Here is a 22,382-nt window from a genome sequence, read left to right on the forward strand (position 1 = left end):
GCTCCCGCTCACTTCACCGATTCGCTGGTCGTGACGCTGCCGGAGCGGCGCTCGGTGGCCGCGCGATAGGTTTCGGCATCGATCAGCTCCACGCGATCGATGCGGCAGCTGGCGATGCCAAATTCGATGCGCTCGCCGACATTGCCGCAGATGCGGCCGCTGACTGCGTCGCCGCGGAACTTGAGCTTCTTGGCCGAGCCCAGTTCGGTGCAGGCGCCTGCCAGGTGCATGCGGTACTTGCGGCGGCCGGCGTCCACCACCAGCTGGTCGCTGTCGACGTACTGCCAGTCGCGCGCGGCCGCGGGCTCCAGACAGTCGGGGCCGCGCAGCAGGGTGCGCTTGGCCACCGGCGTGGCGTCGGCGGCGGGGTCCTCGGCGGCGCGGCCGGGGCGGACGGCAAAGGCGGTGGCCAGGGCAAGGCTCAGGATCAGCAGGGCAGGGGCGCGCATGGGTCTCTCCGGCGTTGGGGTCGGCAACCGGATTCTTCAATCCGGCCACTTAACCCGGGCGAAACAGACCGGGGCGCATTATGCTGTGACCATGGACCGCAACCCGCACAACGCCACCACCCTGGGCTGGACCTTTTTCAGGCAGTGGCTGAAGAACCCGCTGGGCATGGCGGCGATCTCGCCGTCGAGTCCGCAGCTGGCGCGGCAGATGATGTCGGAATTGCCGCGCGGCGCCAGGCGCGTGATCGAACTGGGCGGCGGCACCGGCGTCTTCACCCAGGCCCTGCTCGACCACGGCATCGCGCCGTCCGACCTGCTGGTGCTGGAGCTCAATGAAGAGCTGCACCAGCACCTGCAGAAACATTTCCCGCAGGTGCAGGTCGCCTGCGCCGACGCCCGCGACCTGGCCGAGCTGGCCCTGGCCCGCGGCTTCGGTCCCGAAGCACCCGCGGACGCGGTGATTTCCGGCCTGGGCCTGCTGTCCATGCCCAAGGCCACGCAGCAGGCCATCCTGGGCGCGGCCTTCGACTGCATGCAGCCGCAGGGCCGCTTCGTGCAGTTCACCTACGGTCCGGCCAACCCCGTGGCCAAGGAAGTGGTCGAGGCGCTGGACCTCAACGCCCGGCGCGGCAGCTTCACCTGGTGGAACGTGCCGCCGGCCACGGTGTACGTCTACTCGCGGCGTGTCTCGCGGGCCATTCCGCCCCGTTCGATGCGCTGAAACCCGCGCCGCCCGCCACCCGGGCGGACGACGCGTATCGGCTCAGCGGCCAGTCTTGATCGTGGTCCAGGCGCGCACGCGCTCGCGGGTGACTTCCGGCGACAGCGTGCGCGGGTCCACCAGCTTGGCCATCACCTCGGCCGGCGGGTAGATGGCCGGGTCCTGCGCCACCTCGGGATCGATCAACGGCTTGGCCGCTTCGTTCGCGCTGGCGTAGGCCACGTAGCCGGTAATGCCGGCGGCCACCTCGGGCTTGAGCAGGTAGTTGATGAAGGCATGGGCGTTGTCCACGTGCGGCGCATCCTTGGGCACGGCCATCAGGTCCACCCAGCGCAGCGCGCCTTCCTTGGGAATGAAGTACTGGATCTCGACGCCGTTGTCGGCCTCGGCCGCGCGGTCACGCGCCTGGAACACGTCCCCGGAATAGCCCATCACCAGGCACAGGTCGCCGCTGGCCAGTTCCTCGATGTACTTGGAGGAGTTGAAGTAGCGGATGTGCGGGCGGATGCGGGCGTAGGCCTCGGTGACTACCTGGGTTTCGTCGCCCGTGATGGCGTTGGGATCGCGGCCGGCGTGGATCAGCGCGGCGGCGAAGGTTTCCTGCTCGTCGTCGAGCACGGAAATGCCGCAGGCCGCCAGCTTCTCGGCATTGGCCGGGTCGAACAGCAGCGACCACGAATCCAGCGCGGCGTCCTCGCCCAGCGCGGCCTTCACCTTGGCCACGTTGATGCCCAGGCCGGTGGTGCCCCACATGTAGGGCACGGTGTGGACATTGCCCGGGTCCACGTCCACCAGGCCGGCCAGCAGGGCCTGGTCGAGGTTGCCGTAGTTGCCCAGCTTGGCCCGGTCCAGCGGCGCGTACACGCCGGCCTGGATGTGGCGCTGCGCAAACGGCCGCGCCGAGGGAAAGACCACGTCGTAGCCCGAGGCGCCTGCCATCAGCTTGGTCTCGAGCATCTCGTTGGTGTCGTAGACGTCGTAGACGACCTTGATGCCGGTTTCCTTCTCGAAGTTGGCCAGGGTGTCCTCGGCCACGTAGTCGGACCAGTTGTAGACGTAGACCACCTTCTCGCCGCCGGCCTTGGCGGCAGGCGCTGCGCCGGTGGCACCGTCGGCCGCGGGATCGGGACTGCGGCCGCAGGCGGCGAGCAGCAGCGCGGTGGCGATCAGGCTCAGGCGCAGGGTCATGGCGGCACTCCGTAGGGTCGGGCCTGCATGTTCGGTGCCGGGGCTCGGGCCTGTCAACGCGAGCCACGCGTGCTTCAGCGCCCGGCCTGCCACTCGCTGGCCAGCAGGCCCATCACCACGCTGTCCTGCAGCTCGCCGGCCACCTGCCAGCGCTGGCGCAGGTAGCCCTCGCGCCGGAAACCCAAGGCTTCGAGCGTGCGCAGCGCGGCCTGGTTGCGCGGATCCACATCGGCCTCGAGCCGGCGCAGTCCGAGTGGCCCGAATGCATGCGGCAGCAACACGGTCAGCGCCTCCCGCGCATAGCGCCGGCCCCCGTGCTCGCGCGACAGGGCAAAGCCCAGGTCGGCGCGGCCCTGGGCCAGGTCGACGCCCGACAGCGTGACGGTGCCGACCACGCGGTCGTCGCCGCGCAGGGCGATGCCCCACTGCAGCAGGTTGCCCTGGGCGAATCCGCGCTCGATCGCTTCCAGGTAGATGCTGGCCTCGTCCCGGTGCGGCCAGGCGGCGTGGTTCCAGTAGCGCATCAGGTCCGGGTTGGCGAAGACCGCGTGCAGGTCGTCCAGATCGACGGCGGTCATCCATCGCAGCTGCAGCCGGGGCGCGGTCAGGGTCGGCAGGCGCTCACCCACCGGCGCCGGGGCGGGCGGGGTGCGGGCGGATCGGCTGCGGAGGCTGGGCATCGGGCAGGGCCATGGCGGGGGACGGGACAGTCACAATGCAATACGCAGTCCCGGCGTCCGTCCGGACGGCGGGGCTGGCCCCGACCGGAGAGCCGTGCAACCCTGCGTTGCAGGCCCCGGGGCTGCAAGCCCCGCAGGGCGGCCCTACCTTGATGGCATGGCGCCGCAGGCGCCCCATTCCAGGAGACCCCCATGTCCACTGCGCGTCCCGTCCTTCGCAAGCTGCGCGGCATGCCCGCGTCCGACGGCGCCGGCGTCAAGCTCACGCGCGTGATCGGCACGCCGCCGCTGCCCGATCTCGATCCCTTCCTGATGCTCGATGAGTTCGGCACCGACAAGGCCGAGGACTACCTGGCCGGCTTTCCCTCGCATCCGCACCGCGGCTTCGAAACCGTGACCTACATGCTCGACGGCCGCATGCGCCATCGCGACAACCACGGCAACGAAGGTCTGCTGGTGCCGGGCAGCGTGCAGTGGATGACCGCGGGCCGTGGCATCGTGCACTCGGAGATGCCCGAGCAGGAGGAGGGCCGCATGCGCGGCTTCCAGCTGTGGGTGAACCTGCCCGCCAGCGAGAAGATGACGGCGCCGCGCTATCAGGAATACGGCGCAGACCGCTTTCCCGAAACCCGGCCCGCACCGGGCGTGGCAGTGAAGGTGATCGCGGGCCAGGTGGGCGACGTGGCGGGTCCGATCGTGCAGCCAGCCACCGAGCCGACTTATCTCGACGTGGGACTGGACGCGGGCGCTCGCTTCGAACACGCGCTTCCGGCCGGACACACGGCGTTTGCCTACGTCTACGAAGGCGCAGCGCAGCTGGGTGAATCGGATGGCGCGGCGACCGTGGATGCGCGCGAACTGGCGGTGTTCGGCCCCGGCGACCGGATCGTGGTCGAAGGGCGCGTGGCCGGCACGCGCCTGATCCTGGTCGGCGGACGCCCCCTGCGTGAACCGGTGGCGCGCTACGGCCCGTTCGTGATGAACACGCAAGCCGAACTCCGTCAGGCGTTCGAGGATTTCCAGGCCGGCCGTTTCTGAGCCGGCAGACCCGCACCCCAGGAGCCGCCATGAGCGCACGCCCCGCCCACGCCCGCATCGGTGAGACCTATCCGCCCTACGCCACGCAGCTGGTCGTGGGGGCCCACCACTGGGTCGCCGACGAACCCGCGGACCTGGGCGGCACCGATTCCGGGCCAGCACCCGACGAGGTGCTGCTGGCGGCGCTGGCCTCGTGCACCGCGATCACGCTGCGCATGTACGCGCAGCGCAAGCAGTGGCCGCTGGACGGCGTGGAGGTGGACGTGGCCTATGCCGAACGCGGCAAGGACCGCACGGTGCTGCAGCGGACCGTGCACCTGCACGGTCCGCTGGACGACACGCAGCGCGAGCGGCTGCTGCAGGTTGCCAATGCCTGCCCGGTGCACAAGATCCTGACCGGGCAGGTCGAGGTGCCGACGGCCCTGGCCTAATCGCGCTCGGCCTGCAGCCAGCGGGACACGAATCCCGCGACCACCGCACCCACGATCGGCGCCAGCCAGAACAGCCACAGCTGCGACACCGCGCCGGCATCGGCGAAGAAGGCCACGCCGGTCGAGCGCGCCGGATTCACCGAGGTATTGGTGACCGGGATGCTGACCAGGTGGATCAGCGTCAGGCACAGGCCGATCGCGATCGGCGCGAAGCCGGCCGGCGCGCGTTTGCTGGTGGCACCCAGGATCACGATGAGGAAGAAGAAGGTCATCAGCACTTCGGTGATGGCTGCTGCCATCAGGTTGTAGCCGCCGGGCGAGCGCGCATCGAAGCCATTGCTCGCGAAGCCGCCGGCCTCGAAGCCGGGCTTGCCCGTGCAGATGTGGTACAGCGCCGCGCCCGCGAGCACGCCGCCGATCACCTGCGCCAGCACGTAGGGCACCAGGTCGCGCGCCGGAAAGCGGCCGGCCGCCCACAGGCCCAGGCTGACCGCCGGATTGAAGTGCCCGCCCGAGATGTGCCCGACCGCGTAGGCCATGGTCAGCACGGTCAGGCCGAAGGCCAGTGACACGCCGACCAGGCCGATGCCCAGCGGGTTGCCGTCGCCGCCGAAGTTCGCGGCGATTACCGCGCTGCCGCAGCCGCCGAACACCAGCCAGAAGGTGCCGAACGCTTCGGCGCCGAGTTTGTTTGCCAAGCCCATGAGTCTCCCTCCCAGGAACACGGTGGCGGGCCGCGGCGCGGACCGGTCGTTCTGCACGACCCGCCCTTTATGCACCTGCGGACGCCGGCCGGGAAGGGGTCAGCGCTCGGGCAGCGGGATGAACTCGGTTTCGCCCGGGACCTGGCCCATCCGCCCTTCGCGCCAGTCGTCCTTGGCCTGCTCGATGCGCTCGCGCCGGCTGGACACGAAGTTCCACCACAGGTGGCGATGGCCGTCCACGGGCGCGCCGCCCAACAGCATCACGCGGGCGTCGGTGCGCGCGCGCAGCAGCGGCTCGGTGCCGGGCTCGAGCACGGCCAGGTGGCCCGCCGCGAGAGGTTCGCCGTCCAGGTCCAGTTCGCCCTCGACCGGGTACAGCGCGCGTTCGACGTGCTCGGCCGGGATCGGCAGGGCGCAGCCCGCCTGCAGGTCGATCGACACGTACAGCGTGTCGGCCAGCACGGCCACCGGCGAGCGAACGCCGAAGGCATGGCCGGCCACCACCCGCAGCGTCGCGCCCGGCAGCTCAACGACCGGCAGCGACGCGCGTGGATGATGGGCAAACGACGGCTCCACTTCCTCGTGCGCCTGCGGCAGCGCCACCCAGGTCTGCAGGCCGTGCATCGCGTGGGCCTGGCCCAGCAGCCGTTCGGGCGTGCGTTCGGAGTGCACGATGCCGCGCCCGGCGGTCATCCAGTTGACGTCACCCGGGTTGATCTCCTGCTGCGAGCCCAGGCTGTCGCGATGCATGATCGCGCCTTCCCACAGGTAAGTGACGGTCGCCAGGCCGATGTGCGGATGCGGCCGCACCTCCAGCGGATGGGCGCCGTCGAGCACGGCCGGGCCGATATGGTCGAGGAAGACGAAGGGACCGACGCTGCGGCGCTGCGCATGCGGCAGCAGCCGCTTGACGGTGAAGCCGCCGCCCAGGTCGTGCACGCGCGGGGGTATCGACTGCGGCATGGGGGTGTCCTGTGGATCCAGGGACGCCAGCATGCCACGCGGGCCGCGCGCGGGGCTGCAACGCTGGGTTGCCCTCAGTAGCGGGACTGGAACACGCGGCCGGCGCCATCGGCATCGAGCACCACGACCGTGTAGCGGTCGTACTCGGTCTCCGGCATTTCTGGCGTGGCCTGCCCCGACAGGGCCGACACGATCGCAGGCACGGTATTGCTGTGGCCGACCACCAGCACGGTGCTGCCGGCCGGCAACGCGCGCAGGTCGCGGTCGAGATCGGGGCCATAGCGCTCGGCGTTCGCGGCATCCACCGGCCGCACGCCGACCTCGATGCCGGCCTGCGCCGCGGCGGGCGCCGCCGTGAGCTGCGTGCGGCGGTATTGCGTCGCGAAGGCGGCATCCAGTCCGGTATTCGCCAGCCGGGTGGCAAGGGCCGCGGCCCGCGCCTGTCCGGCCTCGCTGAGCGTGGGGTCGCGCGGATCATCGGTGGCTTTTTCCGCATGGCGCACCACCACCACCACGGTCGCACCGGCGCCCGGCGCCGCCTCCGCGGGCAGCAGCATCGCCAAGCCCAGGGCCAGCACCAGCCGGCTCACATCGAGTCCACGGCGCCGAGCACGCCGACAAACAGGATCAGGCCCAGGAAATACACGATCGGCGACACCACGATGCTGCACACCAGCTGGCCCACGCCATGGGCCACCTCGTCCTTGGTGATGACGATGATGGCGATCACCAGGGCCGCCAGGTTGACCGCCCAGCCCAGGATGCCCAGGCCCGGTATCGGCACCAGGAACAGCAGCCAGGCCAGGCCCAGCACGATCCAGCCGGCCTTCACCGGTGCGGTGTTCGGAATCGCGTCGTGCATCACCTGCTCCCGTGTCCTGGTGTCACTTTAGCCCGCGCCGTGCGGGCGGCCAAGCGCCGCTCAGCCCTTGGCCAGCAGCGTCAGCAGGCCGCGCGCGGTGCGCAGGCGCGAGGCCGCGTCCGGCAGGTCCAGGCGGATGCGCAGCCGGTCGGGCCCGTCCATGGTGTAGACCTTGGACTGGGTCTGGATCAGGCGGATGACCGACATCGGATCCAGCGTGGGCTGCGGCAGGAAGGTGACGCGGCCGCCGGTGGGCCCGAGCTCGAGCTTGCGGATGCCCAGCGGCGTCGCGGCCAGCTTGAGTTCGGCCACCGCGAACAGCTGCTTCGCCGGGTCCGGCAGCACGCCGAAGCGGTCCACCATCTCCACCTGCAGCTCCTTGAGTGCGTCCTCGTCGCGCGCGCCGGCGATGCGCTTGTACAGCGTCAGGCGCGCATGCACGTCGGGCAGGTAGTCCTCGGGGATCAGCGCCGGGATGTGCAGCTCGACCTCGGCGCCATGGCGCAGGGTGGGATCGAGGTCGGGCAGCTTGCCGGACTTGATCGAGGCCACCGCGCGGGCCAACAGTTCGGTATAGAGGGAGAACCCGATCTCGGCCATCTGGCCGCTCTGGTCCTCGCCCAGCAGCTCGCCGGCGCCGCGGATCTCCAGGTCGTGGGTGGCCAGGGTGAAACCGGCGCCGAGTTCTTCCAGCGAGGCCAGGGCCTCGAGACGCTTCTCGGCGTCGCCGGTCATCGCCTTCTTGTTGGGCACCACCAGGTAGGCATAGGCGCGGTGGTGCGAACGTCCCACCCGGCCGCGCAGCTGGTGCAGCTGGGCCAGGCCGAAGCGGTCGGCGCGGTGGATGATGATGGTGTTCGCGCTCGGGATGTCGATGCCCGATTCGATGATGGTGGTGCACACCAGCACGTTGAAGCGCTGGCGGTGGAAGTCGAGCATGGCCTGCTCGAGCTCGCGTTCGGGCATCTGGCCGTGCGCAACCCGGATGCGCGCCTCCGGAACCAGCTCGGCCAGTTCGCGCGCCATTTTCTCGATGCTGTCCACTTCGTTGTGCAGGAAGTAGACCTGGCCGCCGCGCGCCAGTTCGCGCTGGAAGGCCTCGCGCAGCAGTGCGTTGTCCCAGGGCGTCACCACGGTCTGCACCGCCAGCCGGTGCGCGGGCGGCGTGGCGATGATGGACAGCTCGCGCAGGCCGCTCATGGCCATGTTCAGCGTGCGCGGGATCGGCGTGGCGGTCAGGGTCAGCAGGTGCACCTCGGCCCGCAGCGCCTTCAGCGCCTCCTTCTGCCGCACGCCGAAACGCTGTTCCTCGTCCACGATCACCAGGCCCAGGTCGTGGAACTTCACGTCCGGCTGCAGCAGGCGGTGGGTGCCCACGATCACGTCGATCTTGCCTTCGGCCAGTTGCGCCAGCGCCGCCTTCACTTCCTTGGGTGACTTGAAGCGGCTCAGCACCTCGACCTTCAGCGGCCAGTCGGCGTAGCGGTCGCGGAAATTGCGGTAGTGCTGTTCGGCCAGCAGCGTGGTCGGCACCAGGATGGCGACCTGCTTGCCGGCGGTGGCGGCGACGAAGGCCGCGCGCACGGCGACCTCGGTCTTGCCGAAGCCGACGTCGCCGCAGACCACGCGGTCCATCGGCATCGGCTTGCCCAGGTCGGCGATCACCGCATCGATGGCGGCCAGCTGGTCGGGCGTTTCCTCGAACGGGAAGGTCGCGGCGAAGGGCTCGTACATCGCCCGGTCCACGCCCAGCGCCAGACCGACGCGCGCCTGGCGCCGCGCCTGGATCTCCAGCAGTTCGGCGGCGACGTCGCGGACCTTCTCGGCGGCCTTGCGCTTGGCCTTGTCCCACTGCTCGCCGCCGAGCGAATGCAGCGGCGCCAGCTCGGGCGAGGCGCCCGAGTAGCGGCTCACCAGCTGCAGCTGCGCGACGGGCACGTAGAGCTTGTCGCCCTTGGCGTATTCGATCTGCAGGTATTCGCCGCTGATGCCGCCGCTTTCCAGCGTCACCAGGCCCTGGTAGCGGCCGACGCCATGGTCCTCGTGCACGATGGGCGAGCCCATCGTGATCTGGCTCAGGTCGCGCAGCACCGTGTCGGGGTCGCGGGCCGCGCCGCGGCGGCGGCGGCGGCTCTGTTCGGCGCGGTCCGGGAACAGCTGGCGCTCGGTCAGCACCGCCAGCGGCGGCGTGGCCAGCGCGAAGCCTTCCTCGATCGCGGCCACGGTGATCGCGAAGCGGGCGCCGCCGGCGATGAACGCGTCCCAGCCCGCCACCTGCGCCGGGCGCAGGTCTTCCGAGGCCAGCAGCTCGAGCAGCGCCTCGCGCCGGCCGGCCGAATCGGCGGCCATCAGCACGCGGCCCGGATAGCTGCGCAGGAAGCCCTGCAGCGCCGCGCCCGGTTCGCTGCCCTTCACCGACCAGGGCAGGGACGGCACCGGCTGCTCGGCCATCGCCACCGCCTTGTCGTATTGCGGGTGGCCGGGGCCGGCGACTTCGATGCGCAGCGCCTGGTTCCAGCGTGCCCGCAGCTGCTCGGGCGGCAGGAAGATCTCCTCCGGCGGCAGGATCGGCCGCTCGATGTCGTGGCGACGCTGCTCCCAGCGATGGCTGGTCTGGGCCCAGAAGGCCTGTGCGGCTTCAGGGGCGCCGTCGCCGATGACCACCAGCGTCTCGCCGGCGAGATGGTCGAACAGCGTGGCCGTGGCCTCGAAGAACAGCGGCAGGTAGTACTCGATGCCGGCCGGCGCGCCGCCTTCCTTCAGGTCCTGGTAAAGCGGGCAGCGGCGCGGGTCGAACTCGAAGCGCTCACGCAGGGTCTCGCGCACGCGCCGCGCGCTGTCGGCGTCGAGCGGGAACTCGCGCGCGGGCAGCAGGCGCACTGCCTCCACCGCGTGGTCCGAGCGCTGGGTCTCGGGATCGAAGGTGCGCAGCGAATCGATCTCGTCATCGAACAGCTCGATGCGGTAGGGCAGGTCCGAGCCCATCGGGAACAGGTCGAGCAGGGCACCGCGCACCGCGAAATCGCCCGGGTCCAGCACCTGCGGCACGTTGCGGTACCCAGCCGCTTCGAGCCGCCGTTTCTCGGCATCCAGGTCCAGCTTCTGGCCGCGCCGGAGGTCGAGCGTATTGCCGGCGATCCAGCTCGGCGGCGGCAGCCGCTGCATCAGCGAGGCCACCGGCACCACCAGCACGCCCTTGCGCGCGGTCGGCAGCCGGTACAGCGCCGCCACGCGCTGGGACACGATGTCCGGGTGCGGGCTGAACAGGTCGTAGGGCAGGGTTTCCCAGTCGGCGAAATGCAGCACCGGCAGGTCGCCGGCCAGCACCTTGAGGTCGTGCTCGAGCGATTGGGCCGCGTGGCTGTCGCGGGTGACGGCCAGCACCAGGCCATCGTGGGCGCGCGCGGTTTCGGCCAGGCCCAGGGCCAGGGCGCTGGCGCTGGCAGGCGCGCGCCAGTAGGCGCGCTGCTGTCCGGATCGGGGTCGCGGCGCGGAGGGAAGGAGAGGTCGGGTCATGGGGCCGCGGAGTTTACCGCAGGCCGGGGTCGTGGCCCGGTCAACGGCGTGGACGGGGCGCCGGGTCCAGGTCCAGGGTGATGCGCAGCAGGTTGGGCGATTCGGGGCTGGTGTCACGCTCGAAGCCCAGCGACTGTGCCAGCTGGATCATCGCGGTGTTGTCGTCCAGCACTTCGCCCCAGATGCGGCGGATGCCATGTGCCCGCGCCCACTCGACCAGCCGGCCCATCAGCGCCTTGCCCAGACCCTGGCCCGCGACGAAGTGCGACACCAGGATGGCGAATTCGGCGGTGTCCTGGCCCGGGTCGCGGTTGAGGCGGGCCAGCGCACCCACCAGGGCCTCGCCCGGCGGCAGCGGTTCGGCGGCCACCACGGCAAAGGCTTCGCCGGCATGGGGCCGCACCAGCTGCAGCAGGTAGTCCGCGCTCAGGGCCTTGACCGGGTGCAGGTAGCGGCGGCGCACTTCGTCCTCGCCCAGCAGCTCGAACGCGCCGGCGATCGGGCCGGCGTCGGCCGGGTGTACCGGACGCAGCCACAGGTCGCGGCCATCGGGCAGGCGCAGCACCTCGGTACGCTCGGGGCGATGGGAAGGCCGGGCAGGGGTGCGTCGGGTCGCATTCATTGCGGCAAGGGTGTCAGACGGGGGCTGGGTCCATGCTCTAAACCCAAGGTGGAGCGTTCATGAAACGGCATGGCCTTCAGCCTGCCCGATCCTGCGGCTTGTTGCATGTCTCGGCCCGGGAGTAGGCTGGGGCGGACCTGGCGTGGGAGGCGGCACCCGGATGCAAGCGGAGTTCGGCAATCGACGGGCCCCGCCGAACTCCCTGGCCGTGCTGCTGTTGCTGCTCGCGGTGGGACTGGTGTCGCCGGTCTTCGCGCAGTCTTCACCTGCGCCTGCGCCGAACGCACTCGAGCCCCGGGCCGACACGCTCGAACGCCATCCGCTGGAAACGCGCGCGCTGGTCGAACCCGAGGCCGTGCTGCGTGAGCTGTCATCGGCCCTGATCAATGCCAAGGTCGCCGGCGATCCGCACCAACTGGCCTTGCTGTACCTGGCGCAGGCCAACGCCTGCCGCGTGGTCGCCGACTGGGACTGCCAGCGCGAGGCCGGCATGCAGGCCCAGGCCGCGGCCCGCGAGGCGGCGCGGCCGCACCTTGTGGTGCGCGGGCTGATCGCCGAGAGCCGCGCGCGCATGGCCATGCAGGACTACACCCGCGGCGAGCGCCTGCTGGGCGAAGCCGAGCTGCTGCTCAAGCAATCGCCGCAGCCCGAGCTGTCGGCCGACGTCTACCTGGCGTATTCGTCCATGAGTTATTCGCTGGGCAAACATGCCCTGGCCGCCGACTATGCACGCCGCGGGCTGGCCGTGCTGGCCGAAAACGAAGGCCTGGCCATGCAGGCCCGGCTGCAGCGCAACCTGGCCCGCGCGCAGGCGCAGCTGGGCGAGGTCGAAGGCGCCGGCAAGGCGCTGGACGCGGCCACCGCGCTGTCGCAGCGCGTGCAGGATCCCAAGCTGGCGGCCGAACTTTACCTGGAGGGTGCGCGGGTGGCGCGCATCGTCGGCGACTTCGAACTCCAGCGCCGCAACGGCGGCCGCGTGCTGGCCCTGGCCGAGCAGCTGAAGAACTCGCAGCTGGCCGGCCTGGGGCACGAGGTGCTGGGCCTGGCCGCCGCCGACGCCCGCGACGGTCCGCTGGCGCGCCAGGAGCTGCGGGCAGCGCTGGATTCGTTCCGCCAGCTGCAGCTGCAGAGCGACGAGCTGCGCGTATTGCGCGAGCTGGTGACGGTGCTGCTGCGGCACGAGCCCACCAGCCCGGAACTGGCGCCGCTGTTTCAGCGTTTCCTGGCGCTGGACAACGCGATTGCGCAGAGCGAGCGTGCGCAGGCGGCCGACGATTTCGATGCGCGCCTGAAGTACGCCGAGCGCGAGAACGAAGTCATCCGCCTGCAGGGCGAATCGGCCCTGGCCCAGGAGCGCGAGCAGACCCTGGCCCAGACCAACCAGCAGAACCGCCGCATGATGGCGGTGGGGGTGCTGTGCCTGCTGGCCCTCGCGACCTTCTTCGTGGTGCAGCGCCGCAGCAAGCAGCGTCTGGAATCGGCGCTTTCGCAGCTCGGCCAGCGCGAGCTGGAGTACCGCACGCTGGCCGACAACTCCAACGACATGGTGGTGCGCGAGGCGCTCGACGGCCGGTGGCTGTACGTGTCCCCATCCACGCGCGAAATCCTTGGCATGGATCCGGAAGCGCTGCGCACCACGCGCTGGGATTTCGTGCACCCCGAGGACAGGCCCCGGCTCGAGGCGATGCTGGTCGCGCTCCGGACCAAGGGAGACACGGCCACGATGCGTTTCCGCGCCCGCCATGGCGGCGGCCACCAGGTCTGGATCGAGGCGGTGGCGCGACGCGTGCCAGCCGCCGACGGCAGCGAGGAAATCGTCTGGGCAGGGCGCGATGTCAGCGGGCGCGTGCGCGCCGAGCAGGCCCTGGAGGCGATCCAGTCGCGGCTGCGCGCGGTGACCGACAACATCCCCGCGCTCATCGCCCACGTCGACCGGCAGGAGCGCTACACCTTCGTCAACTCGGTCGGGCACCGGCTGTTCGACACCGAAGAGGCCGGCGTGCTGGGCCGTACCGTGCGCGAGGTGCGGGGCGAGGCGATCTACAGCGAGATCAAGGACCACGTGGCGGCGGCGCTGGCCGGACAGCGTGTCACCTACAACGGCCAGGCCGAGATCAAGGGCCGCAGCTACCACTACCAGACCAGCTACGTGCCGGACCTGGATGCGGAAGGTCGCTCCAACGGCTTCTTCTCCTTCACCTACGACATCACCCAGCTCAAGGACGCCGAACAGCGGCTGGAGCAGATCGCTCGTTTCGATGCGCTGACCGGGCTGGCCAACCGGCGCTATTTCGACGAGCGCCTGTCGGCCACGGTGGCCCGGGCGAAGCGGCAGCGCTCGTCGCTGGCGCTGCTGTACCTGGACATCGACCACTTCAAGCTGGTCAACGACCGGCGCGGGCATGCGTCTGGCGATGAAGTACTGCGCGAGTTCGCGCGGCGGCTCAAGGCCTGCGTGCGCGAGGGCGACCTGGCCGCGCGCATCGGCGGCGACGAGTTCGCGCTGCTGGTGGAGGGCCCGGGCTCGGTGGCCGACGCTGAGGCGATCGCCGACAAGCTGGTGAAGACCATGCGCGAGCCGATCCGCATCGCCGGCACCGACCTGCCGGTTGGCACCAGCATCGGCATCGCCTTCAGCCTGGCGTCGGCCGATGCCGACCGGCTGCTGCTGGCCGCCGACGAAGCGCTGTACGCGGCCAAGGCCGCGGGCCGCGGCACCTGGCGGGTGGTACCGCTGGCATGAGCCAGCGCGACCGTTTCAGCACCCACGTCGTCGAGAACCAGCCGCCCGCGCTGTGGCCCTACGACGCCTATCGCACCGACCAGCCCTTGTCGGAGGCCCTGCAGCGCGAGGGCGGCGGCTGGGCCGAGGCCGAGGTGGCCGCGTACGGCCCGCTGGCCGGCGGCGAACTGACGGAACTGGGCCGGCTGGCCAACCTGCACCGGCCGCGCCTGAACGCCTTCGATGCCCAGGGCCACCGCATCGACGAGGTCGAGTTCCATCCCGCTTACCATCGCCTGATGGCCACTGCGGTGCGCCACGGTGTGCCGGGCTTTGCCTGGCGCCATGCCGATCGCCCCGGGGCCCACGTCGCGCGCGCGGCATTGATGTTCCTGCACAACCAGGCGGACCAGGGCAGCAGCTGCCCGCTGACCATGACCTATGCCTGCGTGCCGGCGCTGCGGCACCAGCCGGAACTGGCCGCGCAGTGGCTGCCGCGGCTCGCGTCCACCGAGTACGACCCGCGTCACGTGCCCGCCTGGGAGAAGGCCGGCAACACGCTCGGCATGGGCATGACGGAGAAGCAGGGCGGCTCGGACGTGCGCGCCAACACCACGCGGGCGCATCCCGTCGGCGCCGCGGGCGCGGGCCGGCTGTATGAGCTGGTGGGGCACAAGTGGTTTTTCTCGGCGCCGATGTGCGACGGCTTCCTGGTGCTGGCCCAGGCGGAAGGCGGACTGGGCTGCTTCCTGCTGCCGCGGTTCGCACCGGACGGCAGCCGCAACGCGATCCGCATCCAGCGCCTGAAGGACAAGCTGGGCGACTGGAGCAATGCCAGCAGCGAAGTCGAATTCCACGGCGCCCTGGCCTGGGCCGTGGGCGAGGAAGGGCGCGGTGTGGCGACCCTGCTGCAGATGGTGGCGCTGACCCGCCAGGACTGCCTGATCGGCTCGGCCAGCCTGATGCGCCAGGCGCTGGTGCAGGCGCTGCACCATGCGCGGCATCGTCGTGCCTTCGGCAAGCCGCTGTCGCAGCAGCCGCTGATGCGCAGCGTGCTGGCCGACCTGGCGCTGGAATCGGAGGCCGCGACCGCACTGACCTTCCGCGTGGCGCGCGCGGTGGACGCCAGCGGGCGTGACGCCGGTGAAGCGGCGTTCGCGCGGCTGGCCACGGCCCTGGGCAAGTTCTGGGTGTGCAAGCGCGCGCCCGGTTTCGTCAACGAGGCCCAGGAATGCCTGGGCGGCGCCGGCTACGTCGAAGAGTCCGTGCTGCCCCGGCTGTACCGGCAGGCACCGCTCAATTCCATCTGGGAAGGCAGCGGCAACATCCAGTGCCTGGACGTGCTGCGGGTGCTGGCGCGCGAACCCGAGGCCGCGCAGGCCTGTTTCGCCGAACTCGACGGGATGCGCGGCGGCCACGCCCGGCTCGACGAGGAAGTCGGCTCGTTGCGACAGGCACTGCAGGCCGATCCGCAGGCCCTGGAAGCCGATGCGCGGCGGCTGGCCGAGCGGCTGGCGCTGGCGCTGCAGGCGGCCTGCCTGCTGCGGGCCCAGCCCGTGCTGGGGCAGTGGTTCTGCGAGAGCCGCATCGGCGCCGGCCGGGGCCTGGTCTACGGCAGCCTGCCGCCCGGCGTGCCCGTGGACCTGCTGCTGGAACGCGCCTTGCCCTGAGCCGCGCCCCACGGCTTGGGCAGGGTTCATGCGCCTCCTGTTCCAATGGGAGGCCGTTCCCTACCGGAAATCCCGATGAAACCGTCCCTGCTCGTGCTGGCCCTGGTGGCCGCTGCTTCGCCCGTCCTGGCTACCGAGTGGCAGCCGAAGGCCGAGCTCGGCGTCGTCAACACCACCGGCAACTCCGACACCACCAGCATCAACGGCAAGTTCGCGCTCAACGGCGAGGACGAACGCCTGACCCAGGATTATTCGTTCACCGGCCTGCGCTCGGAGTCCGAGGACGAGCTGTCGGCCAATCGCTACGAGCTGGGCGGCAAGCTGGCGCGCAAGTTCGGCGAGCGCCAGTACCTGGGCGGCGTGGTGCGCTATGAGAACGACGACTTTGCGGCTTATGACTACCAAGCCACGCTGGCCCTGAACTACGGGTTCTGGGCCCTGCAGGACGACACCCGCAGCCTGCAGCTCGAGGGTGGCCCGGGCCTTCGGCGCGCGCGCCTGGCCGAGTCGGGGGAGTCCGAAAGCGATGGTCTGCTGCGCGGTTTCGCCGACTACCAGCACCAGCTCACCGAAAGCACGCAGTTCTACAACACGCTGCTGGTGGAAGCCTCGCCCGACAACCGCTTCCTCCAGAACGACATCGGCATCGCGGTCAGCATCAACCGCTCGCTGGCGTTGAAGGCGGGATTCCAGGCGCGCCACAACACCGACGTGCCCGACGATCGCAAGCGCACCGACACGCTGAGCTCGATCAACATCGTCTGGTCGCCCAAGGCCAGCGCGCGCTGAGGCGAACGGCCGGCCGCGGCCGGCTTTGACGCGGGGGCAGCAAGCCCCTAGCCTTGCCGCATGGCCAAGACCATCAAGCCCTACCAGGGCGCCGCGGGGGGCTGGGACGCCCTGGCCAGTTCGTTCCGGCACGTGAACGAGCAGGGCATCGTCGGGCGCGGCGCGCGGACGATGCTGCGCGCCAACCAGCCGCGCGGCTTCGACTGCCCCGGCTGCGCCTGGCCCGACCGCAATCCCCATTCCACCTTCGAGTTCTGCGAGAACGGCGTCAAGGCTGTCGCGGCCGAGGCGACGTCACGCCGCGTGACGCGCGACTTCTTCGCCGCGCACACGGTCGCCGCGCTGGCGCGGCAGGACGACTACTTCCTGGAGTCGCAGGGCCGGCTGACCGAGCCGATGCGCTACGACGCCGACAGCGACCGTTATGTGCCGGTTGCCTGGGACGAGGCCTTCGCCCTGGTGGCGACGCAGCTGCGCGCGCTGGCCTCGCCCGATGAGGCCCTGTTCTACACCTCGGGCCGCACCAGCAACGAGGCCGCGTTTCTCTACCAGCTGTTCGTGCGTGAGTTCGGCACCAACAACCTGCCCGACTGTTCCAACCTGTGCCACGAGCCTTCGGGCGTGGCAATGAGCGAGCAGATCGGCGTGGGCAAGGGCAGCGTGCGGCTGGAAGACTTCGAGCGCGCCGACGCCATCTTCGTGTTCGGCCAGAACCCGGGCACCAACCATCCGCGCATGCTGGGCGAACTGCGCAGCGCGGCGCGCCGCGGCTGCCGCATCGTCGTGTTCAACCCGCTGCACGAGCGCGGACTGGAGCGCTTCGCCGATCCCAAGGATCCGGTGGAGCTGCTGGGTGGCTCCACCCGCATCGCCAGCCACTACTACCCGCTGCGCATCGGCGGCGACCTGGCTGCGGTCAAGGGCATGATCAAGCACGTGGTCGCCCGGGGCGCCTGCGATCACGCGTTCATCGCCGCGCACACCGAAGGTTACGCGGCGCTGTGCGCGGACGTGGAGGCCGAGGACTGGGCGGTGATCGAAGCGGAGTCCGGGCTGAGCCGCGCGCAAATCGAAGAGGCGGCCGAGGTCTACGCCGCCTCGCGCGCCAGCATTGTCTGCTGGGCCATGGGCATCACCCAGCACCGCAACTCGGTGGCCACGATCCAGATGCTGGTCAACCTGCTGCTGGTGGGCGGCAACCTGGGCAAGCCCGGCGCCGGCGCCTGCCCGGTGCGCGGCCATTCCAACGTGCAGGGTGACCGCACGATGGGCATCTACGAACAGCCGTCCGACGCCTTCCTGGACCGCCTGGGCGCGGAATTCGGCTTCCAGCCGCCGCGACATCCGGGCCACGATGTGGTCGGCGCGATCGGAGCGATGCAGGACGGCCGGTGCAAGGTCCTGTTCGCGATGGGCGGCAACTTCGCCGCGGCCACGCCCGACACCGACCGCACCGCCGCCGCGCTGCGCCGCTGCGCGCTGACGGTGCACGTCTCGACCAAGCTCAACCGCTCGCACCTGGTGCACGGCCGGCAGGCGCTGATCCTGCCCTGCCTGGGCCGCACGGAAGTGGACCGGCAGGCGGCCGGCCCGCAGGCGGTGACGGTCGAGGACTCCATGAGCCACGTGCACCTGTCCGAGGGCGGCAATCCGCCGGCGTCCGAGTCGCTGCTGAGCGAACCGATGATCGTCGCGCGCCTGGCCGAAGCCACGCTGCCGGCCAGCCGCACGCCCTGGCGCTGGCTGGTGGAGGACTACGACCGCATCCGCGACCGGATCGCCCGCGTGGTCGAGGGCTTCGAGGATTTCAACGCCCGCGTGCACCGCGATGGCGGCTTCCATCTGCGCAATGCGGCGGCCGAACGGCGCTGGATGACTTCCAGCGGGCGCGCCAGCTTCCACGTGCATCCCATCGTCCGCACGCCGGCCCGCGACGGTGCGCTGATGACGCTGATGACCCTCCGCAGCCACGACCAGTACAACACCACCATCTACGGTCTGGAGGACCGCTATCGAGGGGTCTCCGGCGAGCGGCGGGTCTGTTTCATCGGTGCGGCTGACCTGATGCGACTGGGGCTGCAGGCCGGGCAGTGGGTGGACCTGGTGTCGGTCTGGCACGACGGCGAGCGCGTGGCGCCGCGATTCCTGCTGGTGGAGTACGACATTCCCGCGGGCTGCCTGGCGGCGTATTACCCCGAGACCAATCCGCTGGTCCCGCTGGACCACCATGCGGATCGCGCGCGCACCCCGGCATCCAAGGCCATCCCGGTGTACCTGCGGCCGCGCGCCGACATCGACCTCGCGCTGGCACCGTGATGCCGGTGGCGCCATGAACCTTCCGCCGCCGCTGCGCGAAAGCCTCGCGCGCCGGATGGACGACGGCGTCGGCCGCGACCAGGTGGAGACGCTGGCCGAGGAGACCCCCGTGGCGCTGCTTTACAACGGCCAGCCTTACGCGGTGATGATGGCCACGCCCGCCGACCTGCACGACTTCGCGCTCGGATTCAGCCTGAGCGAAGGCGTGGTGGCATCGGCCTCGGAAGTCCGCGTGGTGGATGTCGTGGCCGGTGCCGACGGCATCAGCCTGCACCTGGCCATTCCGCAGCAGCGTTTCGACGTTTTGGGATCGCGTGGCCGCAACCTGGCCGGTCGCACCGGCTGCGGCCTGTGCGGCAGCGAAAGCCTGCGCGACGCGATCCGTCCGGTGCGCACGGTGCAGCGCGTCGAACTGTCGGAGCGCGTGCTGTGGCGCGCCTTCGAGGACCTGCTGGCGGCGCAGCCGATCAATGCCCGCACCGGCGCCGTGCACGCGGCCGCCGTGATGGATGCCGATGACCGACTGCACGTGCGTGAGGACGTCGGTCGCCACAACGCCATCGACAAGGCGATCGGCGCGGCGCTGCAGGCCGGGGCGCAGCCACGCGCACTGCTGGTCACGTCGCGCGCCAGCTACGAAGTGGTGCACAAGGCGGCGCAGGTGGGCATCGGCCTGGTGGCGGCGATCTCGGCGCCCACCGCGCTGGCGGTGCGGCTGGCCGACCAGGCGGGTCTGACCCTGCTGGGCTTCGCGCGGGGCAACCGCCATACCCGTTATTCGGGCTTCGGCACGCCGCCGCTTTGACGTGCGCCCGCCGCAGGCACTAGCCTTCGGGCCACTGCCCCGGGATGGAAACGCATGAGCCTTGCCCCACGCCGCATCGTGCCGCTCAGCCAGCGGCTGCCGCGCCTGCTGGCCTATCCGGCCAGCCAGGCCATGCTGTGGATGATCGCGGCGCTCTGCCTGCTGCGCATGCTCAACCACTTGCCCAGCCTGCTGGGCCTGCTGTTCGAGGTCGCCTACTGGATCATGGGCTTCAAGCTGGCGGTGGAAGCCCTGGTCAACACCGCGCAGGGTCGCTTCGAGCCGCTGGGCGGCGAGGACCTGGTGGCCACCGACGGCGATGCCTGGGAACAGATCGTGCTGCAGGCGGTGGTGTTCGTACCGATCTTCGCGGTGGGCCACTGGTTCGGCCCGCTGCCGATGCTGGCGTTGCTGGGCGTGGCCCTGCTGGTGATGCCGGCCGCCACCATCCTGCTGGCCATTGACCACAGCCTGGCGCATGCGCTCAACCCCGTCGCCTGGGGCCGGATGATCGGCCGGCTGGGTGCGCATTATTTCCTGGTGGTGCTGATCCTGGCGGTGCTGGTGCTGGCCTCGTCGGTGCTGCAGTGGATCCTGCTGGCGGTGCTGCCCGGCACGATCGGCATGCTCCCTGGCAGCTTCATCGAACTCTATGCTTTGGTGGCCGGCTTCCACGTGATGGGTTACCTGATCCACGAGCACCACGCGGTGCTGGGCCTGGATGTGAGCCAGGCGGTGACGCGCGCCACCTTCGCCAATCCGATGGAGGACGAGGCGATGGCCCAGGCCGAGGCGCTGCAGGCGCAGGGCCGACCGGCGGAGGCGGCCGACACGCTGGAGGGACTGTTCCGCGGCCGCGGTGCCTCCGATGCGGTGCACGACCGCTACCACCAGCTGGTGGCCGCCAGCGGCGACCGCGTGCGCCTGGCGAAACACGCGCGCGACTACGTCTGCAGCCTGTTGGCCACCGGCAAGGACAAGCGCGCGCTGGCGGTGCTGTCGGAAACACTCGCGATCGTCCCCGACTACCGGCATGAGCTGCCGGGCGACGTGGCGCGCCTGGTCGCGCAGGCCGCGAAGACCGGCCAGAGCCAGCTGGCGGTAGCGCTGGCCGAGGAGTTCGAAGCGCGCTTCCCGGGCGATGAAAACACGCCTGCGGTGCTGATGACGGTGGCGCCCCTGATGGCCGAGAAGCTGGGTCGGGAGACCGATGCGCTGCGGCGGCTGCGCGACGCGCTGCAGCGTTTCCCCGACCATGCGCTGGCCGCCCCGATGCGCGTGCTGGCGGGCGAGGTCGAGCGCCTGCAGCAGATCGCCGGCGGCGCCCGGGCGCGCTGAGCACCGCGGCCTTGCGACCCTGGCCCGATCCTTCGCGGGTCAACGGCGAACCGCTCGACGTCCTCATCGTCGGCGCAGGCTTCTCAGGGCTTTGCCTGGCAATACGGCTCCGCGAGGCCGGCCTTCGATTCAAGGTGCTGGAGCAGGCGGATCGCGTCGGCGGCACCTGGCGCGACAATGTCTATCCGGGCGCCGCCTGCGACGTGCCTTCGGACCTGTACTGCTTTTCGTTCGCGCCGCGGCCGGACAACTCGCGCCGCTATCCGGGCCAGGCCGAGCTGCAGGCCTACCTGGAACACTGCGCAGACCGGTTCGGCGTGCGCGACCACCTGCGGCTGGGATGCACGGTACGCGAGGCGCGTTTCGACCCGGTGGCCTTCCACTGGCGCGTGCGTGTAGACGGCGATGAGCGCGAGTGGCTTGCGCGCAGCCTGGTGATCGCCACCGGCGGCCTCAGCCGTCCGCGCTGGCCGGATATTCCGGGCCTCACGGAGTTCCGCGGCGAGCGGGTGCACAGCGCACGCTGGCGCCCGTTGCCCGACGGCCCCGGCATACGCATCGGCGTGATCGGCACAGGCGCCAGTGCCATCCAGATCGTGCCCAGCCTTGCGCGCGGGCAGGTCGAACTGGCCGTGTTCCAGCGCACGCCCGCCTGGGTGCTGCCCAAGCGCGATCCGCGCGTGCCGGCCTGGCGCCAGCGTGCCTATCGCCGCTGGCCGTGGCTGCAGAAGGCGGCGCGCGGCGTGCTGCGTGTGGCGCTGGAGACGCGCGGCCTTGCCTTCACCCGGGCACCTTGGCTGCTGCGTGCGGCGCGGCCGGTGTTCGAATTCTTTCTGCGACGGCAGGTGCATGACCCCGTACTGCGCGCGGCGCTGCGGCCCGACTACGTGCCGGGCTGCAAGCGCGTGCTGCTGTCCAACGACTACCTGGCCGCGTTTGATCGCGGTCGGGCGACGCTTGTTACCTCACCGATCCGACGCGTGGTGGCCGAAGGGATCGAAACCGCGGACGGCGTGCTGCACCGGCTCGATGCAATCGTCGCGTGCACCGGCTTCGAGGCCGCCGAAGCCGGCGTGCCGTTCCCGGTGCACGGCCGCGAGGGTCGCGAACTCAACGCGCAGTGGCGCGAGGGCGCCCAGGCCTATCGCGGCACGCAGGTCAGCGGCTTTCCCAATCTGTTCCTGATGACGGGGCCCAATACCGGGCTGGGGCACACCTCGGTGCTGCTGATGATCGAGGCGCAGGCCGCTTTCATCCTGCGCCGCCTGCACGCGCTGGCGGGGCGGGTGGGGCAGGCGATGGACGTGCGCGCGGCGGCCCAGGCCGACTACAACGCCTGGCTGCAGCGCCGGCTGGCCGGCACGGTCTGGAACACGGGCGGCTGCCGCAGCTGGTACCTCACCGGCGCGGGCTTGAACACCACCTTGTGGCCCGGCACGACCCCTGCCTTCGAGCGCCTGCTCAGGCGGCCGGACCCGCAAGCCATTGAATTCATTGGTCCTGAGAAAAAAGTTCCGCCCCCCTGACTTCCGGCCCATGGCGGGCTTGCGTTGGTGTTGTAGATTACC

Annotated in this window: 19 protein-coding genes; 10 read left to right on the plus strand and 9 right to left on the minus strand. The window is 70.7% G+C overall.

The genetic code is table 11. The features are described 5' to 3' along the window. Positions 1–8: 8 nt before the first annotated feature. On the minus strand, positions 9–449 hold the full coding sequence (locus tag ACOQFR_RS10335) for a DUF6491 family protein (protein WP_421381550.1): 441 nt from the start codon (positions 447–449) through the stop codon (positions 9–11). Between the two features lie 91 nt (positions 450–540). On the opposite strand from ACOQFR_RS10335, the gene ACOQFR_RS10340 reads away from it, so the two are divergent. After that, entirely contained in the window at positions 541–1,170 is a 630-nt protein-coding gene (locus ACOQFR_RS10340) for a class I SAM-dependent methyltransferase (protein WP_421381552.1), read from the plus strand. Positions 1,171–1,212: 42 nt separating this feature from the next. On the opposite strand, the gene ACOQFR_RS10345 is transcribed toward ACOQFR_RS10340, so the two are convergent. Together ACOQFR_RS10345 and ACOQFR_RS10350 are read right to left on the minus strand one after the other, a co-directional pair. Continuing rightward, positions 1,213–2,358 carry a polyamine ABC transporter substrate-binding protein gene (locus tag ACOQFR_RS10345; protein WP_421381554.1) on the minus strand — a complete coding sequence of 382 codons (1,146 nt, stop codon included), beginning with the start codon at positions 2,356–2,358 and terminating at the stop codon, positions 1,213–1,215. Between the two features lie 74 nt (positions 2,359–2,432). After that, complete coding sequence (locus ACOQFR_RS10350; protein ID WP_421381556.1) at positions 2,433–3,038, minus strand: GNAT family N-acetyltransferase; 606 nt, start codon at positions 3,036–3,038, stop codon at positions 2,433–2,435. Between the two features lie 192 nt (positions 3,039–3,230). Here ACOQFR_RS10350 and ACOQFR_RS10355 point away from each other — a divergent pair, with 192 nt between their 5' ends. Together ACOQFR_RS10355 and ACOQFR_RS10360 are read left to right on the plus strand one after the other, a co-directional pair. Then, a complete protein-coding gene (locus ACOQFR_RS10355; protein ID WP_421381558.1) occupies positions 3,231–4,076 on the plus strand; it encodes a pirin family protein in 846 nt (281 codons plus the stop codon). Between the two features lie 29 nt (positions 4,077–4,105). Further along, positions 4,106–4,507, plus strand: coding sequence for an OsmC family protein (locus tag ACOQFR_RS10360; RefSeq protein WP_421381560.1), 402 nt, complete (start codon positions 4,106–4,108; stop codon positions 4,505–4,507). Here the strand turns inward: ACOQFR_RS10360 and aqpZ are convergent. From aqpZ to ACOQFR_RS10390, 6 genes are all read right to left on the minus strand, one after another. Beyond that, complete coding sequence (gene aqpZ / locus ACOQFR_RS10365; protein ID WP_421381562.1) at positions 4,504–5,211, minus strand: aquaporin Z; 708 nt, start codon at positions 5,209–5,211, stop codon at positions 4,504–4,506. The genes ACOQFR_RS10360 and aqpZ overlap by 4 nt on opposite strands. 99 nt (positions 5,212–5,310) lie before the next feature. Beyond that, positions 5,311–6,174, minus strand: a complete 864-nt coding sequence (locus tag ACOQFR_RS10370; RefSeq protein ID WP_421381564.1) for a pirin family protein — start codon at positions 6,172–6,174, stop codon at positions 5,311–5,313. A gap of 74 nt (positions 6,175–6,248) precedes the next feature. Beyond that, positions 6,249–6,764: a histidine phosphatase family protein gene (locus tag ACOQFR_RS10375; RefSeq protein ID WP_421381566.1), complete on the minus strand. Its 516-nt coding sequence runs from the start codon at positions 6,762–6,764 to the stop codon at positions 6,249–6,251. After that, on the minus strand, positions 6,761–7,036 hold the full coding sequence (locus ACOQFR_RS10380; protein ID WP_421381568.1) for a hypothetical protein: 276 nt from the start codon (positions 7,034–7,036) through the stop codon (positions 6,761–6,763). The genes ACOQFR_RS10375 and ACOQFR_RS10380 overlap by 4 nt, the downstream gene beginning before the upstream one ends. A 60-nt stretch (positions 7,037–7,096) precedes the next feature. After that, a complete protein-coding gene (gene mfd, locus ACOQFR_RS10385) occupies positions 7,097–10,552 on the minus strand; it encodes a transcription-repair coupling factor (RefSeq protein ID WP_421381570.1) in 3,456 nt (1,151 codons plus the stop codon). 40 nt (positions 10,553–10,592) lie between these two features. Further along, on the minus strand, positions 10,593–11,174 hold the full coding sequence (locus ACOQFR_RS10390; RefSeq protein ID WP_421381572.1) for a GNAT family N-acetyltransferase: 582 nt from the start codon (positions 11,172–11,174) through the stop codon (positions 10,593–10,595). Positions 11,175–11,334: 160 nt separating this feature from the next. On the opposite strand from ACOQFR_RS10390, the gene ACOQFR_RS10395 reads away from it, so the two are divergent. The 7 genes from ACOQFR_RS10395 (at position 11,335) to ACOQFR_RS10425 (ending at position 22,340) form a co-directional block, all read left to right on the plus strand. Further along, complete coding sequence (locus ACOQFR_RS10395) at positions 11,335–13,917, plus strand: diguanylate cyclase domain-containing protein (RefSeq protein WP_421381574.1); 2,583 nt, start codon at positions 11,335–11,337, stop codon at positions 13,915–13,917. Then, positions 13,914–15,566, plus strand: coding sequence for an isovaleryl-CoA dehydrogenase (locus ACOQFR_RS10400; RefSeq protein ID WP_421381576.1), 1,653 nt, complete (start codon positions 13,914–13,916; stop codon positions 15,564–15,566). Before ACOQFR_RS10395 ends, ACOQFR_RS10400 begins: the two co-directional genes overlap by 4 nt. Before the next feature lie 75 nt (positions 15,567–15,641). After that, positions 15,642–16,355, plus strand: coding sequence for a DUF481 domain-containing protein (locus ACOQFR_RS10405; protein ID WP_421381578.1), 714 nt, complete (start codon positions 15,642–15,644; stop codon positions 16,353–16,355). 60 nt (positions 16,356–16,415) lie between these two features. Further along, positions 16,416–18,671: an FdhF/YdeP family oxidoreductase gene (locus ACOQFR_RS10410; protein WP_421381580.1), complete on the plus strand. Its 2,256-nt coding sequence runs from the start codon at positions 16,416–16,418 to the stop codon at positions 18,669–18,671. 13 nt (positions 18,672–18,684) lie between these two features. Further along, on the plus strand, positions 18,685–19,476 hold the full coding sequence (gene fdhD / locus ACOQFR_RS10415) for a formate dehydrogenase accessory sulfurtransferase FdhD (RefSeq protein ID WP_421381582.1): 792 nt from the start codon (positions 18,685–18,687) through the stop codon (positions 19,474–19,476). Between the two features lie 54 nt (positions 19,477–19,530). Next, complete coding sequence (locus ACOQFR_RS10420; RefSeq protein WP_421381584.1) at positions 19,531–20,814, plus strand: tetratricopeptide repeat protein; 1,284 nt, start codon at positions 19,531–19,533, stop codon at positions 20,812–20,814. Positions 20,815–20,825: 11 nt separating this feature from the next. Continuing rightward, on the plus strand, positions 20,826–22,340 hold the full coding sequence (locus tag ACOQFR_RS10425; protein ID WP_421381586.1) for a flavin-containing monooxygenase: 1,515 nt from the start codon (positions 20,826–20,828) through the stop codon (positions 22,338–22,340). The last annotated feature ends 42 nt before the right edge of the window (positions 22,341–22,382 follow it).

The organism is Arenimonas sp. MALMAid1274 (assembly GCF_049195245.1).
GTDB lineage: Bacteria > Pseudomonadota > Gammaproteobacteria > Xanthomonadales > Xanthomonadaceae > Arenimonas.

Excerpts from the sequence above, each read along its gene's own strand:
- ACOQFR_RS10335 (WP_421381550.1), bottom strand. The coding sequence starts at position 449 with ATGCGCGCCCCTGCCCTGCTGATCCTGAGCCTTGCCCTGGCCACCGCC.
- ACOQFR_RS10340 (WP_421381552.1), top strand. The coding sequence starts at position 541 with ATGGACCGCAACCCGCACAACGCCACCACCCTGGGCTGGACCTTTTTC.
- ACOQFR_RS10345 (WP_421381554.1), bottom strand. The coding sequence starts at position 2,358 with ATGACCCTGCGCCTGAGCCTGATCGCCACCGCGCTGCTGCTCGCCGCC.
- ACOQFR_RS10350 (WP_421381556.1), bottom strand. The coding sequence starts at position 3,038 with ATGCCCAGCCTCCGCAGCCGATCCGCCCGCACCCCGCCCGCCCCGGCG.
- ACOQFR_RS10355 (WP_421381558.1), top strand. The coding sequence starts at position 3,231 with ATGTCCACTGCGCGTCCCGTCCTTCGCAAGCTGCGCGGCATGCCCGCG.
- ACOQFR_RS10360 (WP_421381560.1), top strand. The coding sequence starts at position 4,106 with ATGAGCGCACGCCCCGCCCACGCCCGCATCGGTGAGACCTATCCGCCC.
- aqpZ (WP_421381562.1), bottom strand. The coding sequence starts at position 5,211 with ATGGGCTTGGCAAACAAACTCGGCGCCGAAGCGTTCGGCACCTTCTGG.
- ACOQFR_RS10370 (WP_421381564.1), bottom strand. The coding sequence starts at position 6,174 with ATGCCGCAGTCGATACCCCCGCGCGTGCACGACCTGGGCGGCGGCTTC.
- ACOQFR_RS10380 (WP_421381568.1), bottom strand. The coding sequence starts at position 7,036 with ATGCACGACGCGATTCCGAACACCGCACCGGTGAAGGCCGGCTGGATC.
- mfd (WP_421381570.1), bottom strand. The coding sequence starts at position 10,552 with ATGACCCGACCTCTCCTTCCCTCCGCGCCGCGACCCCGATCCGGACAG.
- ACOQFR_RS10390 (WP_421381572.1), bottom strand. The coding sequence starts at position 11,174 with ATGAATGCGACCCGACGCACCCCTGCCCGGCCTTCCCATCGCCCCGAG.
- ACOQFR_RS10395 (WP_421381574.1), top strand. The coding sequence starts at position 11,335 with ATGCAAGCGGAGTTCGGCAATCGACGGGCCCCGCCGAACTCCCTGGCC.
- ACOQFR_RS10400 (WP_421381576.1), top strand. The coding sequence starts at position 13,914 with ATGAGCCAGCGCGACCGTTTCAGCACCCACGTCGTCGAGAACCAGCCG.
- ACOQFR_RS10405 (WP_421381578.1), top strand. The coding sequence starts at position 15,642 with ATGAAACCGTCCCTGCTCGTGCTGGCCCTGGTGGCCGCTGCTTCGCCC.
- ACOQFR_RS10410 (WP_421381580.1), top strand. The coding sequence starts at position 16,416 with ATGGCCAAGACCATCAAGCCCTACCAGGGCGCCGCGGGGGGCTGGGAC.
- fdhD (WP_421381582.1), top strand. The coding sequence starts at position 18,685 with ATGAACCTTCCGCCGCCGCTGCGCGAAAGCCTCGCGCGCCGGATGGAC.
- ACOQFR_RS10420 (WP_421381584.1), top strand. The coding sequence starts at position 19,531 with ATGAGCCTTGCCCCACGCCGCATCGTGCCGCTCAGCCAGCGGCTGCCG.